General features: G+C 68.4%; 18 protein-coding genes. 13 read left to right on the top strand and 5 right to left on the bottom strand.

The window, feature by feature from the left end; translation table 11 throughout:
• From ACXJLU_RS21100 to glmM, 4 genes are all read left to right on the top strand, one after another.
• Entirely contained in the window at window positions 1-702 is a 702-nt protein-coding gene (locus ACXJLU_RS21100; protein WP_457334325.1) for an RlmE family RNA methyltransferase, read from the top strand.
• A gap of 99 nt (window positions 703-801) precedes the next feature.
• Window positions 802-2,703: an ATP-dependent zinc metalloprotease FtsH gene (gene ftsH / locus ACXJLU_RS21095; RefSeq protein ID WP_073465303.1), complete on the top strand. Its 1,902-nt coding sequence runs from the start codon at window positions 802-804 to the stop codon at window positions 2,701-2,703.
• Window positions 2,704-2,768: 65 nt separating this feature from the next.
• On the top strand, window positions 2,769-3,611 hold the full coding sequence (folP, locus tag ACXJLU_RS21090; protein ID WP_457334323.1) for a dihydropteroate synthase: 843 nt from the start codon (window positions 2,769-2,771) through the stop codon (window positions 3,609-3,611).
• A gap of 48 nt (window positions 3,612-3,659) precedes the next feature.
• Complete coding sequence (glmM, locus tag ACXJLU_RS21085; protein WP_457334321.1) at window positions 3,660-4,991, top strand: phosphoglucosamine mutase; 1,332 nt, start codon at window positions 3,660-3,662, stop codon at window positions 4,989-4,991.
• 5 nt (window positions 4,992-4,996) lie between these two features.
• Here the strand turns inward: glmM and ACXJLU_RS21080 are convergent, their stop codons facing one another.
• Window positions 4,997-5,482: a fasciclin domain-containing protein gene (locus tag ACXJLU_RS21080; protein WP_457334319.1), complete on the bottom strand. Its 486-nt coding sequence runs from the start codon at window positions 5,480-5,482 to the stop codon at window positions 4,997-4,999.
• Between the two features lie 213 nt (window positions 5,483-5,695).
• On the opposite strand from ACXJLU_RS21080, the gene pstS reads away from it, so the two are divergent.
• From pstS to phoR, 7 genes are all read left to right on the top strand, one after another.
• Window positions 5,696-6,733 (top strand): phosphate ABC transporter substrate-binding protein PstS, encoded by a 1,038-nt coding sequence (pstS, locus tag ACXJLU_RS21075; protein ID WP_073465307.1) that lies wholly within the window; start codon window positions 5,696-5,698, stop codon window positions 6,731-6,733.
• Window positions 6,734-6,842: 109 nt separating this feature from the next.
• The gene (pstC, locus tag ACXJLU_RS21070; protein ID WP_457334317.1) at window positions 6,843-7,820 is read left to right on the top strand and encodes a phosphate ABC transporter permease PstC; all 978 of its coding nucleotides are present in this window, start codon (window positions 6,843-6,845) and stop codon (window positions 7,818-7,820) included.
• Window positions 7,817-8,680 (top strand): phosphate ABC transporter permease PstA, encoded by an 864-nt coding sequence (gene pstA, locus ACXJLU_RS21065; protein ID WP_457334315.1) that lies wholly within the window; start codon window positions 7,817-7,819, stop codon window positions 8,678-8,680. Before pstC ends, pstA begins: the two co-directional genes overlap by 4 nt.
• Window positions 8,681-8,698: 18 nt before the next feature.
• Entirely contained in the window at window positions 8,699-9,484 is a 786-nt protein-coding gene (pstB, locus tag ACXJLU_RS21060; RefSeq protein WP_047588656.1) for a phosphate ABC transporter ATP-binding protein PstB, read from the top strand.
• A 14-nt stretch (window positions 9,485-9,498) separates the two neighbouring features.
• Window positions 9,499-10,206, top strand: coding sequence for a phosphate signaling complex protein PhoU (gene phoU, locus ACXJLU_RS21055; protein WP_073465310.1), 708 nt, complete (start codon window positions 9,499-9,501; stop codon window positions 10,204-10,206).
• Between the two features lie 34 nt (window positions 10,207-10,240).
• Window positions 10,241-10,948, top strand: coding sequence for a phosphate regulon transcriptional regulator PhoB (gene phoB / locus ACXJLU_RS21050; protein ID WP_073465311.1), 708 nt, complete (start codon window positions 10,241-10,243; stop codon window positions 10,946-10,948).
• 37 nt (window positions 10,949-10,985) lie between these two features.
• Window positions 10,986-12,344: a phosphate regulon sensor histidine kinase PhoR gene (phoR, locus tag ACXJLU_RS21045; protein ID WP_073465312.1), complete on the top strand. Its 1,359-nt coding sequence runs from the start codon at window positions 10,986-10,988 to the stop codon at window positions 12,342-12,344.
• A gap of 1 nt (window position 12,345) precedes the next feature.
• Here phoR and ACXJLU_RS21040 read toward each other — a convergent pair whose 3' ends face one another.
• From ACXJLU_RS21040 to trxA, 4 genes are all read right to left on the bottom strand, one after another.
• Window positions 12,346-14,004, bottom strand: a complete 1,659-nt coding sequence (locus ACXJLU_RS21040) for a hypothetical protein (RefSeq protein ID WP_457334312.1) — start codon at window positions 14,002-14,004, stop codon at window positions 12,346-12,348.
• Window positions 14,005-14,128: 124 nt separating this feature from the next.
• Entirely contained in the window at window positions 14,129-14,389 is a 261-nt protein-coding gene (locus tag ACXJLU_RS21035) for a type B 50S ribosomal protein L31 (RefSeq protein WP_073465314.1), read from the bottom strand.
• Window positions 14,390-14,492: 103 nt separating this feature from the next.
• The gene (gene rho / locus ACXJLU_RS21030) at window positions 14,493-15,755 is read right to left on the bottom strand and encodes a transcription termination factor Rho (RefSeq protein ID WP_457334310.1); all 1,263 of its coding nucleotides are present in this window, start codon (window positions 15,753-15,755) and stop codon (window positions 14,493-14,495) included.
• A gap of 273 nt (window positions 15,756-16,028) precedes the next feature.
• Window positions 16,029-16,358, bottom strand: a complete 330-nt coding sequence (trxA, locus tag ACXJLU_RS21025; RefSeq protein ID WP_047511552.1) for a thioredoxin TrxA — start codon at window positions 16,356-16,358, stop codon at window positions 16,029-16,031.
• 172 nt (window positions 16,359-16,530) lie between these two features.
• Between trxA and ACXJLU_RS21020 the strand changes: the two genes are divergently transcribed.
• Entirely contained in the window at window positions 16,531-19,110 is a 2,580-nt protein-coding gene (locus tag ACXJLU_RS21020; protein ID WP_457334308.1) for a PD-(D/E)XK nuclease family protein, read from the top strand.
• Window positions 19,107-21,321 (top strand): UvrD-helicase domain-containing protein (locus tag ACXJLU_RS21015; RefSeq protein ID WP_457334306.1); only part of this gene is annotated, 2,215 nt, incomplete at its 3' end. The genes ACXJLU_RS21020 and ACXJLU_RS21015, both read left to right, overlap by 4 nt.

Genomic DNA, 21,321 nt, shown 5'->3' with positions numbered 1-21,321 from the left:
ATGAAAATCAAGACAAAAAGCAAGAAGGTCAACAAGGCGTGGTTGCATGACCACCTCAACGACACGTACGTCAAGCTGGCCAAGAAAGAGGGCTATCGGGCCCGTGCGGCCTACAAGCTGAAGGAAATCGACGAGGAACTGAAGCTGATCCAGCCGGGCCAGTTGGTGGTCGACCTGGGCGCGGCGCCCGGGGCCTGGAGCCAGTATGTGCGGCGCAAGTTCGCACCGAAGGAGGTCGGCGGCCTCGGGGGCGCCGCCGCCGGCGAACTGAACGGCACCATCATCGCGCTCGACATCCTGCCGATCGAGCCGATCGAAGGCGTGGTCTTTTTCCAGGGCGATTTTCGCGAGGACGCAGTGCTGGCGCAGTTGCACGAGCTGGTGGGCGGCCGGCCGGTCGACGTGGTGATTTCCGACATGGCGCCCAATCTGTCGGGCATCGAGAGTTCCGATGCCGCCCGCATGGAGCACCTGGTGGAACTGGCGGTCGAATTCGCGCAGAACCATCTGACGCCGAATGGCGCACTGGTCAGCAAGGTTTTCCACGGCAGCGGCCACAGCCAGTTGGTCGAAATATTCAAGAAAACCTTCCGGGTCGTGAAACCGATCAAACCGAAGGCATCACGCGACAAATCGTCCGAAACCTTCCTGGTCGGGATCGGTCTCAAGAATCCCGGCGTTCAGGTCGATAAGCGTTCGTGAAGTCGCATGGGTTGAGTGGACTAGAATCGTCCCCAGATGCCGTGGATGTTGGGCACGTCCTGTGCCCGCGCTGAGGATTTATCGCAAGAAGGAGCCGCGGTGAACAATCAATGGTTCTCCAAAGTCGCTGTCTGGCTGGTGATCGCACTCGTGCTGTTCACTGTGTTCAAGCAGTTCGACAAGGGTGCAATGCAAGGCAACCAGATCGGCTACTCCGACTTCCTCGAGGAAGTTCGCAGCAAGCGGATCAAGAGCGTCCAGCTCCAGGAAGGGCCTTCCGGTACCGAGATCAAGGCCAAGACCACCGACGACAAGGACCTGCGCACCACCGCAACCTTCCTCGACCGCGGCCTCGTGGGTGACCTGATCAACAACAACGTCAAGTTCGACGTCAAGCCCCGCGAGGAGCCGTCGATCCTGTTGAGCATCCTCGGCTCCTGGGGCCCGATGCTGCTGCTGATCGGCGTGTGGATCTACTTCATGCGCCAGATGCAGGGCGGCGGCAAGGGCGGCGCGTTCAGCTTCGGCAAGTCGAAGGCGCGCATGCTCGATGAAGCGAACAACACCACCACCTTCGCCGATGTCGCCGGTTGCGACGAGGCCAAGGAAGAGGTCAAGGAGTTGGTCGACTTCCTGAAGGACCCGCAGAAGTTCCAGAAGCTCGGCGGCCGCATTCCGCGCGGCGTGCTGCTGGTCGGCCCTCCGGGCACCGGCAAGACGCTGCTGGCCAAGGCGATCGCCGGCGAGGCGAAAGTGCCATTCTTCAGCATCTCGGGCTCCGACTTCGTCGAGATGTTCGTCGGTGTCGGTGCGGCCCGCGTGCGCGACATGTTCGAGCAGGCGAAGAAGAGCGCGCCCTGCATCATCTTCGTCGACGAAATCGACGCGGTCGGCCGCCACCGCGGTGCCGGCCTCGGCGGCGGCAACGACGAGCGCGAGCAGACGCTGAACCAGATGCTGGTCGAGATGGACGGCTTCGAGACCAACCTCGGCGTGATCGTGATGGCGGCCACCAACCGGCCCGACATCCTCGACCCGGCGCTGCTGCGCCCGGGCCGCTTCGACCGCCAGGTCTACGTGACGCTGCCGGACATCCGCGGCCGCGAGCAGATCATCAACGTGCACATGCGCAAGGTGCCGGTCGGGGCCGACATCCGGGCCGACATCCTCGCGCGCGGCACGCCGGGCTTCTCGGGTGCCGATCTGGCGAACCTCGTCAACGAGGCCGCGCTGTTCGCCGCGCGCCGCAATGGCCGGGTCGTCGAGATGATCGACTTCGAGCGCGCCAAGGACAAGATCATGATGGGCGCCGAGCGCAAATCGATGGTCATGGACGAGGACGAGCGCCGCAACACCGCGTACCACGAGTCCGGCCACGCGCTGATCGGCCGCATGCTGCCGAAGCTCGACCCGGTGCACAAGGTCACGATCATTCCGCGCGGTCGTGCGCTGGGCGTCACGCTGTCGCTGCCCGAGAAGGACCGCTACAGCTACGACCGCGAGTACATGCTGAACATGATCAGCATGCTGTTCGGTGGCCGCATCGCCGAAGAAGTGTTCATGAACCAGATGACCACCGGCGCCTCGAACGACTTCGAGCGTGCGACGTCGATGGCGCGCGACATGGTCACCCGCTACGGCATGACCGACGAGCTGGGCCCGATGGTCTATGCCGAGAACGAGAGCGAGGTCTTCCTCGGCCGTTCGGTGACCAAGCAGGTCAATGTGTCCGAGCAGACGATGCAGAAGGTCGACGACGTGATCCGCCGCATCATCGACGAGCAGTACGCGGTCGCCCGCAAGCTGATCGAGGACAACCAGGACAAGATGCACGCGATGGCGAAGGCCTTGCTCGAATGGGAAACCATTGACGCCGACCAGATCGACGACATCATGGACAACCGCCCGCCGCGCCCGCCGAAGGACTGGGGCCCCAGCTCCGGCAAGCCGAGCGGCCCGACGCCGCCCGTCAAGACGGACGGCGCACCGGCTGCGGCCTGAGCGAGCTGACGGATTCAGACGACGGGGCTTCGGCCCCGTTTTCAATGGCGGAACAGAACCCTGCAATGCACTGGCAGACCACGCGCTTCCCGATCGACCTGGCGCGCCCGCGCGTGATGGGCATCGTCAACCTGACGCCCGATTCGTTCTCCGACGGCGGCCAGCATGCGACGACGCGCACCGCGCTGGCGCACTGCGAGCAGTTGCTGAAGGAGGGCGCCGACATCCTCGACCTCGGGGCCGAATCCAGCCGGCCCGGCGCCGACGCGGTGTCGCTGGCCGACGAACTGGCGCGCCTGCTGCCGGTGCTGCGCGAGGCGCTGCGGCTGCAGGTGCCGCTGTCGATCGACACGTACAAGACCGAGGTGATGCGCGCCGCGCTGGACCTCGGTGCCGACATCGTCAACGACATCTTCGCGCTGCAGGCGCCGGGCGCGGAAGAAGCGGTTGCCGCGCACCCGGCCTGCGGCATCTGCCTGATGCACGCGCAGGGCGAGCCGAAATCGATGCAGGCGGCGCCGCACTACGACGACGTTGTGGCCGACGTGCGCGATTTCCTCGCCGGGCGCTGCAATGCACTCGTGCAGCGCGGGGTGGCCGCCGAGCGCATCGTGATCGATCCGGGCATCGGCTTCGGCAAGACGGTCGCGCACAACTTCACGCTGCTGGCGCGCCAGCGCGAGTTGCTGGCGCTGGGGTATCCGGTGCTGGCGGGGTGGTCGCGCAAGAGCAGCCTCGGCGCCGTCACCGGGCGGCCGGTGGGCGAGCGGTTGGCGGGCAGCCTCGCCGCGGCGCTGGCGGCCGTCCAGAACGGTGCCCGTGTGTTGCGGGTCCACGACGTCGCCCCCACGGTGGACGCCCTCAAGGTGTGGGGTGCCGCCGGCCTGATCGACGGCGACGGCCGATAGTTGCCGCAAAATCCCGTCCTGATCGATCCTGGGCGTGGAGACAAGCGAATGAGCAGAACCTATTTCGGCACCGACGGCATTCGCGGAACCGTCGGCCAATCGCCGATCACCCCCGATTTCATGCTGCGCCTGGGCCATGCCGTCGGCCGGGTGCTGAAGGCCGGCATCGCCAAGCCGACGGTGCTGATCGGCAAGGACACGCGGATCTCCGGCTACATGATCGAATCGGCGCTGGAAGCCGGCTTCGCGTCGGCTGGCGTCGACGTGCTGCTCACCGGCCCGCTGCCGACCCCGGGCGTGGCCTACCTCACGCGCGCGCTGCGGCTGGATCTCGGCGTCGTGATCAGTGCCTCGCACAACGCCTACCCGGACAACGGCATCAAGTTCTTCTCGGCACGCGGCGAGAAGCTGCCCGACGAATGGGAGCAACGCGTCGAGGCCACGCTGCTGGAGCCGGCGCAATGGGTCGACTCGGCCCAGCTCGGCAAGGCCCGCCGGCTCGAGGCCGCACGCGGCCGCTACGTCGAGTTCTGCAAGAGCACCTTCAGCAACGACCTGTCGCTGAAGGGCTTGAAGATCGTCGTCGACGCGGCGCACGGCGCCGGCTATCAATCCGGCCCGGACGTGTTCCACGAGCTGGGCGCCGAGGTCGTCGCCATCGGTTGCAGCCCCGACGGCGTCAACATCAATGCCGGCTTCGGTGCGACCGCGCCGGCCGCGCTGGTCCAGGCGGTGCGGGAGCACAAGGCGCACTACGGTGTCGCGCTCGACGGCGATGCGGACCGCCTGCAACTGGTCGATGCCGACGGCCGCCTCTACAACGGCGACGAGTTGCTCTACGTGATGGTGGCCGACCGCTTGGCGCAGGGCCAGCGCGTGCCCGGCGCGGTCGGCACGCTGATGACCAACATGGCGGTCGAGGTGGCGTTGAAGGCGCAGGACATCGAGTTCGTGCGCGCCAAGGTCGGCGACCGCTACGTGCTCGAAGAGCTGGCCGCGCGCGGCTGGCTGCTCGGCGGCGAGGGCTCGGGCCACCTGCTGGCACTCGACAAGCACACCACCGGCGACGGCATCGTCAGCGCGCTGCAGGTGCTGCAGGCGGTGAGCCGCAGCGGCAAGTCGCTGGCCCAGCTGGTCGAGGCGGTGACGCTGTTCCCGCAGGTGCTGATCAACGTGCGGCTGAAGCCCGGGCAGGACTGGAAGTCCGCACCCAAGCTGGCCGAAACGCAGGCCGCCGTGCAGCGCGAACTGGGCAACGACGGCCGCCTGCTGATCCGCCCATCCGGCACCGAACCGCTGGTGCGCGTGATGGTGGAGGCCCGCGACGCGGCGCAAGCCAAGGCCTGCGCAGAGCGTCTGGCCGACACCCTGCGCGCCTGAGGCGCTTACTTCGTGGCCGGGATGAAGACGCGGTCGACGATCTGAACGACGCCGTTGGTGGCCTTCAGGTCGGCCTGCGTCACGACGGCATCTTCGACGGTCACGAAGGTGCCCGACTTCGACAGCGCGAGGTTGCCGCCTTGCAGCGTCTTGACAGGGCCATTCTTGATGTCGGCCGAGGTCAGCTGACCGGGCACCACGTGGTAGTTCAGCAGCGCGACCAGCGCGGCCTTGTCCTTCGACAAGGTGTCCATCGTCTTCGCCGGCACGGCCTTGAAGGCGTCGTTGCTCGGCGCGAACACGGTGTACGGGCCGGGGCCGCTCAGCGTGGCGGCGAGACCGGCATCGCCGATCAGCTTGTTCAGCGTCGACAGCTCGGGCGTCGTCGCGGTGACCTCGGCGATGGTCTTCGGCGCCGGCGTGGTCGCGCAGCCGGCGGCCAGCAGGGTCAGGGCGGAGGTGGCGGCGATCAGCCAGTTTCTCTTGTTCATCGAAGGTCCTTCAGGGGTTGGGATGGCTGGCCGGCAGCATATGGACCACATGTGACAGGGCCGTGAATACTTCATGACAGCGTCATCTGCCGGGCGTCAGTCAAAATTTGGCGGCCGCAACCGGCAATCGATGACAGCGATGTCACCGCCTTGTCACACAGCACTTTTACAGTCCCTGGCATTCCTCCAGCCAGTACCTGAAAGGTGCGCACAATGAATCTCAAGTCGTTCCGGTCCGTTGCCACCCTGGTGGCTGTCAGCGCGGTGTCGTCGATGGCCTTCGCTCAAGACATCACCGGCGCCGGCGCCACATTCCCGGCCCCGCTGTACGCCAAGTGGGCCGAGGCCTACAACAAGGCCAGCGGCGCCCGCATCAACTACCAATCGGTCGGCTCGGGCGCAGGCCTGAAGCAGATCCGCTCGAAGACGGTCGACTTCGGCGCATCCGACATGCCGCTGAAGGACGACGAACTCGCCAAGGACGGCCTGGTGCAGTTCCCCACCGTGATCGGCGGCGTCGTGCCGGTCGTCAACATCAAGGGCATCCAGCCCGGCCAGATCAAGCTGACCGGCCAGGCGCTCGGCGACATCTACCTCGGCAAGGTCACCAAGTGGAACGACCCGTCGCTCGCCGCGCTGAACCCGGGCGTGCCGCTGCCGGACGCCGCGATCTCGGTGGTGCGCCGTGCCGACGGCTCGGGCACCAGCTTCATCTTCACGAACTACCTGTCGAAGGTGAACGCCGAGTGGAAGGACAAGGTCGGTGAAGGCACCGCCGTCAACTGGCCGACCGGCGCGGGCGGCAAGGGCAACGAAGGCGTCTCGTCGTACGTGCAGCGCCTGCCGAACTCGATCGGCTACGTCGAATACGCCTACGCGAAGCAGAACAAGATGTCGTACGTGCAGCTGAAGAACAAGGACGGCAACTTCGTGTCGCCGGACGACGCCAACTTCAAGGCCGCCGCGGCCGGCGCCGACTGGAGCAAGACCTTCTACCAGGTGCTGACCGAACAGGCCGGCAAGGATTCGTGGCCGCTGACCGGCGCGACCTTCATCATGATGCAGAAGTCGCAGGACAAGCCGGTGCAGGCCTCCAACTCGCTGAAGTTCTTCGACTGGGCCTACGCCAACGGCGACAAGATGGCCGCCGAGCTCGAATACGTCGCGCTGCCCGACGCGGTGAAGGCGCTGGTCCGCAAGCAATGGGGCGAGATCAAGGACGCTTCGGGCAAGGCCGTCGCGGTCAAGTAAATCCTGCAAGCAACCACCGGCGGCGGGTGCCTTCAGGCCTCGCCGCCCTCGCCTGGATGGAGGAATCGTGGCCGCTACACTCCCCGCATCGCACTACAACAAAGACGAGATGCAACGCTCCGACCCGCTGGGGCAACCGCCCTCGGCCCGCCGTTCCACGCAGTGGGCCGACACGGTCTTCTCTGTGCTGGCGCATGGCGCCGCGATCCTCACGCTGCTGCTGCTGGCCGGCATCATCGTCTCGCTGGTGATCGGCGCCGCGCCGGCCATCCGCGAGTACGGGCTGAGCTTCCTGTGGCGCAGCGAATGGGATCCGGTGAAGGATCAATACGGCGGCCTCGTGATGATCTACGGCACGCTCGCCACCTCGGCGATCGCGCTGCTGATCGCGGTGCCGGTGAGCTTCGGCATCGCGCTGTTCCTGACGGAGCTCTCGCCCAACTGGCTGCGCCGCCCGCTCGGTGTCGCGATCGAGCTGCTGGCCGCGGTGCCGTCGATCGTCTACGGCATGTGGGGCCTGCTGGTGTTCAGCCCGGTGCTGTCCGAGTACGTGCAGCAGCCGCTGCAACGCGTGCTCGGCGACGTGCCGTTCTTCAAGAGCCTGGTCTCCGGCGCGCCGGTGGGCATCGGCATCCTGTCGGCCGGCATCATCCTCGCGATCATGATCATCCCGTTCATCGCAGCGGTGATGCGCGACGTGTTCGAGGTCACCCCCGCGATGCTGAAGGAATCGGCCTACGGGCTCGGCTCCACCACCTGGGAGGTGGTCTTCCGGGTCGTGCTGCCTTACACCAAGACCGGCGTCATCGGCGGCATCATGCTGGGCCTGGGCCGTGCGCTCGGCGAGACGATGGCGGTCACCTTCGTGATCGGCAACGCGAACCAGCTGAACGGCCCGTCGCTGTTCGAAGCGGCCAACAGCATCACCTCGGTGCTGGCCAATGAATTCGCCGAGGCCAGCGAGGGCCTGCACCAGGCCTCGCTGCTGTACCTCGCGCTGGTGCTGTTCTTCATCACCTTCGTGGTGCTGACGATGTCCAAGCTGCTGCTCGCGCAGCTCAAGAAGGGTGAGGGGAGCCGCTCATGAACGCCGTGATCGATGACGGCCGCCAGGCCAAGGCGCGCAGCCGCCGCCGCATCAACGCGGTCGCGCTGACGCTGTCGATGGCCGCGATGGCCTTCGGGCTGTTCTGGCTGATCTGGATCCTGATCGAGACCTTCCGGCTCGGCGTCGGCGGCCTCACCTGGACGGTGCTGACCGAGATGACGCCGGCCCCGCAGGCCGAGGTCGGCGGGCTGGCCAATGCGATCTACGGCTCGATGCTGATGGTGTCGCTGGCCACGCTGGTCGGCACGCCGATCGGTGTGCTCGCCGGCATCTACCTGGCCGAGTACGGCCAGAAGACCTGGCTGGGCAGCGCCACGCGCTTCATCAACGACATCCTGCTGTCGGCGCCGTCGATCGTGATCGGCCTGTTCATCTACGCGGTGATCGTCGCGCGCTTCAAGACCTACTCGGGTTATGCCGGCGTGCTGGCCTTGGCGCTGATCGTGATCCCGGTCGTGATCCGCACCACCGAGAACATGCTGTCGCTGATCCCGCATGCGCTGCGCGAGGCGGCCTACGCGCTCGGCACGCCGAAGTGGAAGGTGATCTCCAGCGTCACGCTGAAGGCCGCCCGCGCCGGCGTGATGACCGGCGTGCTGCTCGCCTTCGCCCGCATCGCCGGCGAGACCGCGCCGCTGCTCTTCACGGCGCTGTCGAACCAGTTCTGGTCGAGCAACCTGTCGGGGCCGATGGCCAACCTGCCGGTCACGATCTTCAAGTTCGCGATGAGCCCGTACGAGAACTGGCAGAAGCTCGCCTGGGCCGGCGTGTTCCTGATCACCCTCGGCGTGCTCGCGCTGAACATCTTTGCGCGCGTGGTCTTCCGCAACAAGCACTAGAGAACCAGAAAGCACGACATGGACGTCAAAGTCGAACTCCCGGTGACCGAGAAGGCCAAGATCTCGGTGCGCAACCTGAACTTCTATTACGGCAGCTTCCACGCGCTGAAGCGCATCAACCTCGACATCCCCGAGAAGAAGGTCACCGCCTTCATCGGCCCGTCGGGTTGCGGCAAATCGACGCTGCTGCGCACCTTCAACCGCATGTTCGAGCTCTACCCCGAGCAGCGCGCCGAAGGCGAGATCCTGGTCGACGGCGAGAACGTGCTGAAGAGCAAGCAGGACGTCTCGCTGGTGCGCGCCAAGATCGGCATGGTGTTCCAGAAGCCAACCCCGTTCCCGATGTCGATCTACGACAACATCGCGTTCGGCGTGAAGCTGTTCGAGACGTTGCCGCGCGTCGAGATGGACGAGCGCGTCGAATGGGCGCTCAAGAAGGCCGCGCTGTGGAACGAGGTCAAGGACAAGCTGAACCAGAGCGGCTCCGGCCTGTCGGGCGGCCAGCAGCAGCGGCTGTGCATCGCGCGCGGCATCGCGATCAAGCCCGAGGTGCTGCTGCTCGACGAGCCGTGCTCGGCGCTCGACCCGATCTCCACCGGCAAGATCGAGGAGCTGATCCACGAGCTGAAGAACGACTACACCGTGGTGATCGTCACGCACAACATGCAGCAGGCGGCGCGTTGCTCCGACTACACCGCCTACATGTACCTCGGCGACCTGATCGAGTTCGGCGTCACGTCGGACCTGTTCATGAAGCCGAAGAAGAAAGACACTGAAGACTACATCACCGGCCGGTTCGGTTGAGCGGAGGAAGCACCATGACGGACAAGCACCTTTCCACCCAGTTCGACACCGAACTCAGCGGCATCTCGACGCGCGTGCTCGAGATGGGCGGGCTGGTCGAGTCGCAGGTTGCGCAGGCGGTCTATGCGCTGACCCACTTCAGCGGCGACATCGCGAGCGACGTGCTGCGCAACGAAGAGCGCGTCAACGCGATGGAGATGGAGATCGACCGCGATCTCTCCAGCATCATCGCGCGGCGCCAGCCGACGGCGCGCGACCTGCGCCTGCTGATCGCGATCTCGAAGACCATCGCCAACCTGGAGCGTGTCGGCGACGAGGCGGCCCGCATCGCACGCACCGTGCAGCGGCTGATCAACACCGGCGTCTCGAGCCGGCTGCGCCTGCCGGTCAACGACCTGGCCTTCGAGGCCGAGCTGGCGGTGGCCCAGCTGCGCAAGGCGCTCGACGCGTTCGCGCGGCTCGACACCGCGAAGGCCCTCGAGGTGCTGAAGCAGGACGACCAGATCGACCAGGAGTTCGACGGCCTGATGCGCAAGCTGATCACCTACATGATGGAAGATCCGCGCACCATCTCGTCGAGCATCGACCTGGTGTTCGTCGCGAAGGCGATCGAGCGCGTGGGCGACCATGCGAAGAACCTCGCCGAGGTCATCATCTACGTGGTGATGGGCACCGACGTGCGTCACAACTCGCTCGAGAACGTCGAGTCGATGGTGCGATGACGCGATCCGAAGCAGCAGCAAAGGGAAAACCGCAATGAGCCAGGTGCTGGTGGTCGAAGACGAATCGGCAATCGCCGAACTGATGTCCATCAACCTGCGCCATGCCGGCTACGAGGTGGTGGTGGCGGCCACGGCCGACGAGGCGCTGTTGCAGGTCGACCGCGTGCTGCCCGACCTGGTGGTGCTCGACTGGATGCTGCCGGGCGAATCGGGCATCACGCTGGCGAAGCGCTGGCGCTCGCAGCCGCGCACCCGCGAGCTGCCGATCATCATGCTGACCGCGCGCGCGGCCGAATCCGACAAGATCTCGGGCCTGGATGCCGGCGCCGACGATTACCTGACCAAGCCGTTCTCGACGCACGAGCTGATGGCGCGCATCCGCGCGGTGCTGCGCCGCAAGGCCCCCGAGGCGCTCGACTCGGCGGTCGAGGTCGGTGCGCTGAAGCTCGACCCGGCGACGCGCCGCGTGTCGCGCGAAGGCCAGGAAGTCCGCGTCGGCCCGACCGAATTCCGCCTGCTGCACTTCTTCATGACGCACCCGGAGCGCGTGCACAGCCGCTCGCAGCTGCTCGACCGGGTGTGGGGCGACCATGTCTTCATCGAGGAGCGCACCGTCGACGTGCACGTCAAGCGCCTGCGCGAAGCGCTGAACCCGGTCAACTGCTCGCAGATGATCGAGACCGTCCGTGGCGCCGGCTACCGGCTGACGCAGCAGGTGCAGTCGCAGTCGCTGTCGGCTTGAGCCTGCCGTCCCGCGACCGCACAACGGACCCGATGCGATGAACTGGCTGCTGCCGCGCTTCCTGGCCGGTGTCTTCGCGATGGCGGTCGGCGGCGCGCTCGGCCACGTGCTGGGCGAGATGGCGCATGCGCCGCTGGTCGGGTTGTGGCTCGGCACGCTGGTCGGCGCGAGCGCGGTGGCGCTGATCGACGCGGTGCGCGGCTACCGGCTGATGCGCTGGCTCAGCGGCTCGCTCGAAGGCTCGGCGCCGCGCGACACCGGCTTCTGGGGCGAGATGGGCTACCGCATCGAACGCGCGGTGGTGGCGCGCGACCGCACGGTGAGCCGCGAGCAGGGGCGCCTCGCGCATTTCCTGTCGGCCATCGAAGCCTCGCCGAACGGCGTGCTGCTGCTCGACGAGAACGACCAGATCGAATGGTGCAACTCGGTCGCGGCCGACCACTTCGGGCTCGACCCGGTGCGCGACAGGCGCCAGCGCGTGACCAACCTCGTGCGCGCGCCGGCCTTCGTCAGCTACCTGCAGGCGGGCGCGTTCGATCAGGCGGTGTCGGTGCCTGACCTGCGCAACCGCGGCACCTTGTCGGTCTACATCCGCCCCTATGGCGACGGCCTGAAGCTGGTGCTGTCGCTCGACATCACCGAGCGCGAGCGCTCCGAGGGCATGCGGCGCGATTTCGTCGCCAACGTCTCGCACGAGATCCGCACGCCGCTGACGGTGCTGTCGGGCTTCATCGAGACGATGAGCAACCTGCCGCTGACCGAGGTCGAGCGCCGCCGCGTGCTGACGCTGATGGGCCAGCAGACGCAGCGCATGCAGACGCTGGTGGCCGACCTGCTGACGTTGGCGCAGCTCGAGGGCAGCCCGCGCCCGCCGAGCGACCGCTGGGTGGCCGTCAGCAAGCTGTTCGGCCAGGCGCAGGCCGATGCGACCGCGCTGTCGATGGGCCGCCACCAGCTGAGTTTCGCCGGTGCCGATGCGGCCCAGCTGGCCGGCAGCGAGAGCGAGCTGATGAGCGCGGTCGGCAACCTGGTGACGAACGCGGTGCGCTACACGCCGGAGGGCGGGCGCATCGCAGTGAATTGGCGCATGCGCGAGGACGGGGCCGGCGAGGTGTCGGTCAGCGACAGCGGGCCGGGCATTGCGCGCGAGCACCTGCCGCGCCTGACGGAGCGCTTCTACCGCGTCGACGGCAGCCGCTCGCGCGACACCGGCGGCACCGGGCTCGGGCTGTCGATCGTCAAGCACGTGGTGCAGCGGCATGGCGGCGAACTCGACATCCACAGCGAGATCGGCAAGGGCTCGCGCTTCTGCCTGGTGCTGCCGGCCGCGCGGGTGCGGTTTCTCGAGCCGGCGCCGGATCCGCGGCGCGCCATGCCGCAGGTTCAAGACTCGTAGGCTACGGACCGCGGCGGTAGACCGCTGCCACCTCGTCGCTGTCCGACGGCCGCAATTCCCGCGTGATCAGCTGCCAGCCCTTCGGCGCCGGCGCCTGGCGGCGCAAGGTCTCCATCACCACCAGGAACTCGCACAGCGTGTGGTCCGGCATCTGCGTCGCATCGACGCGGTAGCCGCCGAAGTACTCCAGCGCCACCAGCTGCGCGCGGCTCAGGCCGGGTGCCGCGATGCAGACGTCGCCCGGCACGTGGCGTGCGATGCGCGTCACCAGCGGGCGGTAGCTGCGCGCGTAGTCGAACAGCGGCAGCCCGAGCGTCATCAGCAGCGACCAGCACAGCGCGACGCCGCTGGCCGGCAGCACCAGGCTCTTCCACAGCGGATGGCGGTGCCGCCCGGTGCGCCACTTGACCAGCCACAGCCAGGCCAGCGTGGCGGCGATCGCGGTCAGCAGCGCCAGCAGCGAGAAGTTCGGGATGAAGCCCGGCGCGAGCCGCGCGACGTTGGCCGCCGGCTTGGCCGGAACGCCGGTGTAGACCGACGCGTAGACGACCCAGATCGCCAGCGCCCAGACGCTGAAGAAGAACACCGAGAACCAGTCCATCGCGGCCGAGGTGCCGCGGTGCAGCGTCGGCAGCGCGAATGCCGCCAGCACCGCGAGCGGCGGCAGGCCGAGCATCAGCGCGCGGTCCGAGCCGCCCATCGCGAGGCAGGCGCCGACGCTGACCAGCACGCAGCCGAGCGGCGCGGTGATGTGCCGGTTCAGCCACTGCGCGCGCCAGCGCCACAGCGTCCAGAACGCGAGCAGCCAGCCCGGCCACATGAACCAGACGAAGAGCTTGCCGAGGCTGACGAAATCGCTCGCCTCGACATACCCGTCGAGCCGCCAGCCCCAGGCGCCGAGCAGCGTCGCGACGACCAGCCCCAGCACGCCGCCGGCGGCGATCCACAGCGTGAAGCGGCGCGCCGGCTCGTAGCTCGAGCGGCCGCAGACGATGCCGCCGGTGACGGCGAGCAGCGCACCGATCATCGGCGCGCCGCTGGCTGCGAGCGCCGGGAGCGCGACCACCACCGCCGCCTTGCTCTGCCAGCCGCGGAACGGGCAGGCCGCCAGCGCATAGAGGAACAGCGACACGCTGGCCAGCTGCGCCAGTTCGGGCGTGGTCTCGTGGCCGAGCTGCAGCAGGCCGAGGCTCGCGATCAGCGCGAGCAGCGCGCCGTCGGCCACCGCGCGCGCATAGTCGATCGGGCTGGCCTCGCCGCCGAACGCGAACGGCACCGGCTGGGCCGCCTCGGTGCGTGCGAAGTGGTAGGTGCTGTACCAGGTCAGCAGCAGCGTGACGCCCAGCAGCAGCGTGAACGGGATGCGGGCGGCGAGCGGCGGGCCGAGCAGGCCGCCGAGCAGCTTGATGAAGACGGCACCGAGCCAGTAGGGCAGCAGCGCCGAATCGCTCGGGATGCCCGCGACGGTCGGCGACCACCAACTGGTGCTGCCCTGCGCGATGTCGACCATGTAGCCGAACGACGTCATGTCGGCGGCCTTCCACGGGTCGCGCCCGAACAGGCCGGGCAGCAGGTAGGCCGCGCAGAACAGCAGCAGGGCCAGGCGCGGCAGGCGCTGGGCCGCACGCTGGGTGACGAGGGCAGGGGTGGGAGAGTTCAAGGACGGTGGCGCAGGCTGTTCTCGGGACGGCGACGATGATGCAGCAACTTGTGCACGAAGTTCGGGCGCGCCAACGAAAAAGGCAGCCCGCAGGCTGCCTTGGTGTCGCTCATCGCGAGGGGATTTACTTCGCCTTCAGGTGCGCAAACTTGTTGCGGAACTTCTCGACGCGGCCGCCCAGCGAGTCGATGCTCTTCTGGGTGCCGGTGTAGAACGGGTGCGATTCGCTGGTGGTTTCCAGCTTGATCAGCGGCAGCTCACGGCCATCTTCCATCTTGATGGTTTCCTTCGACTGCGCGCACGAGCGCGTGACGAACTTGAAACCGTTGGACAGGTCCACGAAGCAGATGTCGCGGTAGTTCGGGTGGATGCCTTCTTTGGCCATGAGAAACCTCTTCAGCGCTGTGATACCGGGAGCCACGCCAAACCACTTGGCGCACTTTCCGGAATGCGGAAAACCGCGGATTATAGCGTCGCGCGAACAGGCATCAACCGCCGCGGCGCATCATGTCGAAGAAATCGTGGTTGTTCTTCGTGGATTTCATCTTGTCGAGGATGAATTCCATCGCCTCGATCTCGTCCATCGGGTACAGCAGTTTGCGAAGGATCCAGGTCTTCTKCAGGATCTCGGGCTGCAGCAGCAGCTCTTCGCGGCGCGTGCCGGTCTTGTTGATCAGGATCGACGGGTAGACGCGCTTCTCGGCCATGCGGCGATCCAGGTGGATCTCGCAGTTGCCGGTGCCCTTGAACTCTTCGTAGATCAGGTCGTCCATGCGGCTGCCGGTGTCGATCAGCGCGGTGCCGATGATGGTCAGCGAGCCGCCTTCTTCGACGTTGCGTGCCGCACCGAAGAAGCGCTTCGGGCGCTGCAGCGCGTTCGAGTCCATGCCGCCGGTCAGCACCTTGCCGGACGAGGGCAGCACGTTGTTGTAGGCACGGGCCAGGCGGGTGATCGAGTCGAGCAGGATCACCACGTCCTTGCGCATCTCGACGAGGCGCTTGGCGCGCTCGATCACCATTTCGGCGACCTGCACGTGGCGCGCGGCCGGCTCGTCGAAGGTGGAGCTGATGACCTCGCCGCGCACCGTGCGGACCATTTCGGTCACTTCTTCCGGCCGTTCGTCGACCAGCAGCACGATCAGGTAGATGTCGGGGTGGTTGGCGACCAGCGCATGCGCCAGCTGCTGCATCATCACCGTCTTGCCGGTCTTCGGCTGGGCCACGAGCAGCGCGCGCTGGCCTTTGCCGATCGGCGCGATCAGGTCGATGATGCGGCTGGTGACGTTCTCTTCGCTCTTGATGTCGCGTTCGAGCTTGAACTGTTCCTTCGGGAACAGCGGCGTCAAGTTCTCGAACATGATCTTGTGCTTGCTCTCCTCGGGCGTCAGGCCGTTGACACGGTCGACCTTGACGAGCGCGAAGTAGCGTTCGCCGTCCTTCGGAACCCGCACTTCGCCTTCGACGGCGTCGCCGGTGTGCAGGTTGAAGCGGCGGATCTGGCTCGGCGACAGGTAGATGTCGTCGGTCGAGGCCATGTAGCTGGCGTCGGGTGCGCGCAGGAAGCCGAAGCCGTCGGGCAGCACTTCGAGCACGCCGTCGCCGAAGACCTGCTCGCCGCCTTTTGCGCGCTTCTTCATGATCGCGAACATCAGCTCCTGCTTGCGCATGCGGGCGACGTTCTCGATCTCCAGCGCCTCACCCATCGTGATGAGCTCGGAAACGTGGAGCGCTTTCAGTTCAGACAAATGCATGGGCAGTGCCCCTGGAAAGAGTGCAAGCAGGATCCTTGAAACCGGACCCGGATCGATCGCTGCGACAAGTTTCGCGAGCAACCCGACATCGGGCTGCAGGACAACTTGGCACCGCTTTCGCGACGACGACTATCTGGGATTTGAAACGCTGGAGTTTTGTGCCGGACCGGTGCGCCGCTGCCGTTGTCGGCATTGGGCGGGGTGGCAATCTTCAGGTGGTGGCTTCAGTCCGTCCGGGGAGAACGGGGCCCGAGGCCACCACGATTCGGCGGATTATAGATGACCGTCGAGGAAGGCCGTCAACTGGGCCTTCGAAAGTGCGCCGACCTTGGTGGCGGCGAGCTGGCCGCCCTTGAACAGCATCAGGGTCGGGATGCCGCGGATGCCGAACTTGGCGGGCACGTCGCGGTTGTCATCGACGTTCAGCTTGGCGATCTGCAGGCGGCCGCTGTAGTCCTTCGACACTTCGTCGAGGATCGGGGCGATCATCTTGCAGGGGCCGCACCATTCGGCCCAGTAGTCGACCAGGACGGGCTTGTCCGCCTGCAGGACGTCGCTGTCGAACGACGCGTCGGTGGTGTGCTTGATCAGTTCGCTGCTCATGGGATTTGTCCTTGGACATGTGCCACCCGTTGCGAGTGGCAAGGCACAATGATTCTGACACAAAGCCCCTGCGCACGCGGCGTGTCCCGACCTCACCGCGGCTATGGCTTCGATAGCTGCAACGTCTTCTCCAAGCCTTTTCGACGCCACTTTGAGCGACCTAGACACCCCGGTGATCGACACCCTGCCGGCCGCCGCACTCGACGGGCCGGGCCTCGTCGCGCAGGTGCGCGCGTGGCTGGCGCGCGAGGGCATCGAGGCGCGCGGCTGCGTGCTGCTGATGCCGTTCGCGCAGCAGCTGGGCGCGGCGCGGGCCGCCTGGGCGCAGGCCGGCGGCTGGATGCCGGAGATCGAGACGACGCAGACGCTCGCGCAGCGGCTCGGCCCGCCGCCGGGGGCGCAGGAAGGCCAGATCAGCTTCGATGTCCACCTCGATCGCCTGGCGGCCGCGCGCATCCTGCGCAGCCAGGCGCGGCTGCAGGCCTGGGGCCGCAGCGATCCGCGGGCCTTCGACGATGCGGTGGCCGGTTTCGTGCGGCTGTCGCACGGGCTCGCGCGCGCCGCGGCGGCGATCGAGCCGTCCGGCCGCGAAGCCCACTGGCGACAGGCCCGCGCGCTGCTGGCCGCCGGCGACGGGCCCGGGCTCACCGAGCGTCAGATCGCGGCGATCGCGGTCGAATGGGCCGCGGCCGCCGCGCCGCCGCACACCGACGCGCTGTTCGCGCTGCGTCCTGCCGCCTGGATCGCGGTCCGCGTCGGCGGCAGCGATCCACTGACCGATGCGCTGCTGCGCGCCGCGCGCGTGCCCGCCGTCTTCGTCGACACCGATGCCGCGGCGCTGCGCCTGCCGTCGCGCACGCCGGCCGTCGCGCTGTGCGAGGGCTTCGAGGACGAGGCCCAGTGCACCGCCGCGCAGGTGCTCGCGCATGTGCAGCGCGGCGAGCTGCCGGTGGCGCTGGTCGCGCAGGACCGCCTGCTGGTGCGCCGCGTGCACGCGCTGCTGGCGCGGCAATCGGTCGCGGTGCTCGACGAAACCGGCTGGAAGCTGTCGACCACGCGGGCCGCGGCGCAGTTGATGGGGCTGTTGCGCGCGGTCGGTGCGTCGAGCGCCGATGCGACGCTCGACGCACTGAAGTCGCTGACGGCGCCGTGGCCGGGCGTCGGCGCGGTGGCGTCGCTGACGCAATCGCTCGAAGCCACCTGCCGCCGCCAGGGCTGGCGCCGCACGTCGCAGATCGATGCCGAGCGGCTGCACCCCGGCGAGGCCCGGTTGTGGGCCGCGTTGAGCGCCGCGCTGGCGCCGCTCGCCGAGCCCGGCCGGCGCCCGTTGCGTGACTGGTGCGAGGCCTTGCAAGGCCTGCTCGGCGCCGCCGGCCTGGCCGATGCGCTGGCCGATGACGCGGCCGGCGCCCAGGTGCTGGCTGCACTGTGGCTGTCCGAAGGCCGCGGCTGGCCGGCCCAGGCGGGCCAGACCTCGATGACGCTCGAGCAATTCCGCCAGTGGGTCGACGGCGTGCTCGAGGAGTCGTCGTTCGTGCCGCCCGCGCCGCCGCAGCCGGCGGTCGTGATCACGCCGCTCGCGCATGCCACGCTGCGGCCGTTCGCCGCGCTGSTGCTGCCCGGCGCCGACGAGCGCCACCTCGGTGCCGGCGTCGATCCGCTGCCTTTCATCAGCGACGCGCAGGCGGTGGCGCTCGGCCTGCCCAGCGCGGCCAGCCGCCGCGAGCGCGAGGCCTTGTCGTTCGCGCATGCGATGCATGCCGCGCAGGTCACGCTGCTGCGCCGGCATGTCGACGGCAGCGAGCCGCTGTCGGCCAGCCCGCTGGTCGAGCGGCTGTCGCTCGCGCTGCAGAAGGCGTCGCGCGCTTTCGAGCCGTGGGCCGATCCGCGCCCCTCGCAGGCGGTCGAACCGCAACCGGTCTTCATGCCCGCGCCATCGGCCGGCGCGCTGCTGCCCGACAAGCTGTCGGCCAGCGCCTGCGAAGCGCTGCGTGCCTGCCCGTACCGCTTCCACGCGCGGCACATGCTGAAGCTGCGCGAGCCCGGCGAGCTCGACGAAGAGGTCGAGAAGCGCGACTACGGCAACTGGCTGCACGCGGTGCTGCAGGCCTTCCACGAGACGCGCGCCGAGCCCGGCACGCCGGCCGACGAGACCGCCCACCTGCTGCACCTGGGCCGCACGATGCAGGACCGCGCCGGCCTGGCCGACGAGGATTTCCTGCCGTACGGCGCCAGCTTCGAGCAGCTCGCGCCGCGCTACATCGCGTGGCTGCACGAGCGCGATGCGCAAGGCATCGCGTGGGCCGAAGGCGAGCAGGCGCACGAGATCGACCTGCCGGCGCCGGCCGCCGTCACGCTGCATGGCCGCATCGACCGCGCCGACCGCCGCCGCGTCGAAGGCGCCGACGTGCTGGAGCTGATCGACTACAAGACCGGCAGCGAGACCGCGCTGCGCCAGCAGGTGCGCCAGCCGCTCGAAGACACGCAGCTCGCGTTCTACGCCGCGCTGATGCGCCCGCACACCGATGCCGGCCTGCAGGCCGTCTACCTGCTGCTCGACGCCGGCCACGAGATCCGCCAGGTGCCGCACCCCGAGGTCGAGGCGAGCGCGCAGGCGCTGGTCGAGGGCCTGTCCGATGAACTCGCCCGCATCCGCGCCGGCGCGGGCCTGCCGGCGCTCGGCGAGGGCCGCGTCTGCGATTTCTGCGAGGCGCGGGGTTTGTGCCGCAAAGACCAATGGAGCGCGCGATGAACGCCCCGGCCTACCAGGCGGACGGCGCGCCGGTCTCGCGCGAGGCGTTCTACACGATCGCCTGCGACCCGCAGCGCAGCGTCGTCGTCGAGGCCTGCGCCGGCGCGGGCAAGACCTGGATGCTGGTGTCGCGCATCGTGCGCGCGCTGCTCGACGGCGCGCGCCCGCAGGAGATCCTCGCGATCACCTTCACCCGCAAGGCGGCTGGCGAGATGCGCGAGCGGCTCAACCAGTGGCTGGCCGATTTCGCGTCGCCGCAGGTCGACGATGCGAAGCGCGCGGCCGAGCTGGTCGCGCGCGGCGTGCCGCCGGCGCAGGCGGCAGGGCTCGCGGCGCGGTTGGCCGGCCTGCACGAAGAGGTGCTCACCACCGGCCGGCCGGTCGAGATCCGCACCTTCCACGCCTGGTTCTCGCAACTGCTGAAGACCGCGCCGCTCGACCTGCTGGCCGAACTCGGGCTGCAGCCCGGCATGAGCCTGATCGAGGACATCGACGAGCACCTCGGCGAGATCTTCCGGCGCTTCCACGCCGCGCTGCTCGACGACGACGCACTGCACGCCGACTACCGCGCGCTGATCGAGCGGCGCGGCCGTTCGCAGACCGCGAAATGGCTCGCGACGGTGCTCGACAAGCGTGTCGAGATCGAGCTGGCCGACGAGGCCGGCGTGCTCGACGAGAGTGTGCCGTCGGCCGCGCAGCTGTGGCCGGCGCTGGCCGCGCTGCCGCATCCGGCGCACCGGCTGAACGATGCCGAAGCGCGCGCGCTGCTGCTGCGCGTGGCCGCAGCGCTCGGTGCGCAGACCAAGGCCACGCCGCGCAAGCAGGGCAGCCTGCTCGAGCAGGCGCTCGCACTGGACGAGCCCGAGGCCGCATTGAATGCCGCGCGCAGCGCCTTGCTCAACAGCAGCGGCCAGCTGCGCGCGCACCTGGCCGCGCCCGAACTCGACGACGCGGTCGCGCTGCTCGACGCCATCCACCACGCGACGCGCCAGCAGCTCGCGCACGACGAGCACCTGCGCATGGCGCGGCTGTCGCGCGTGCTGCTCGCGCAGTTCGCCGCGTTCAAGCGCCTGCGCGGGCTGGCCGACATGGCCGACCTCGAACGCTGCGCGCTCGCGCTGCTGCGTGATGCCGACCTCTCCGGCTGGGTGCAGGAGCGGCTCGATTCGCGCGTGCGCCACGTGCTGATCGACGAGTTCCAGGACACCAGCCCGCTGCAGTGGCATGCGCTGCACAGCTGGCTGTCGGCCTATGCCGGCGCCGGTGGCGGCGCGAGCGGTCAGCGGCCGCCGTCGGTCTTCATCGTCGGCGACCCGAAGCAGAGCATCTACCGCTTCCGCCGTGCCGAGCCGCGGGTGTTCGCCGCGGCGGCCGAGTTCGTCGCCGACGGCCTGGGCGGCCATGTGCTGGCCTGCGACCACACGCGGCGCAACGCGCCCGAGGTGATCGCCGCGTTGAACCAGGTGTTCGAGGCAGCGCAGCGCGACGGCGACTACAGCGATTTCCGCGCGCACAGCACCGAGATCGCACCGATTGCCGGCGCCGGCCTGCGAGCGTTGCCGCCGGTGCCGCGCCCGCCGCGCGAGAGCGCTGCGCGCGACGAAGGCCGGCTGCTGTGGCGCGACAGCCTGGTCACGCCGCGGCACGAACCCGAAGAAGTGCTGCGCGAGCAGGAGGCCCGCTGGGTCGCGCAGGCGGCCGGCGAGCTGGTCGGCAGCGGTGCGTTCGCGCCCGGCGAGATCTTCGTGCTGTGCCGCAAGCGCGCGTCGTTGCGGCTGGTCGCGCAGGCGCTGCAGGCGCGGCACCTGCCGGCCGCTGCGGTCGAAGACCAGTCGCTGATGGATGCGCCCGAGGTGCGCGACCTGATCGCGATGCTCGATGCGCTGGCCTCGCCGCAGCACCGGCTGTCGCTCGCGCAGGCGCTGCGCAGCCCGCTGTTCCGGGTCGGTGACGGCGAGCTGATCGCGCTGGCGCAGCAGGTGGCCGATGGCGGCGACTGGTTCGGTGCGCTGCTGGCCGGGCCGCACGACCGCCCGCTGCAGCGCCGGGTGGCCGTCGTGCGGCCCGGCCAGCAGCGCACCGAACCAGTCGCCGCCATCGGCCACCTGCTGCGCCAGCGCGATCAGCTCGCCGTCACCGACCCGGAACAGCGGGCTGCGCAGCGCCTGCGCGAGCGACAGCCGGTGCTGCGGCGAGGCCAGCGCATCGAGC

This window comes from Rhizobacter sp. P5_C2 (genome assembly GCF_054049715.1).
This window is presented reverse-complemented; position numbering and strand designations above follow the sequence as displayed.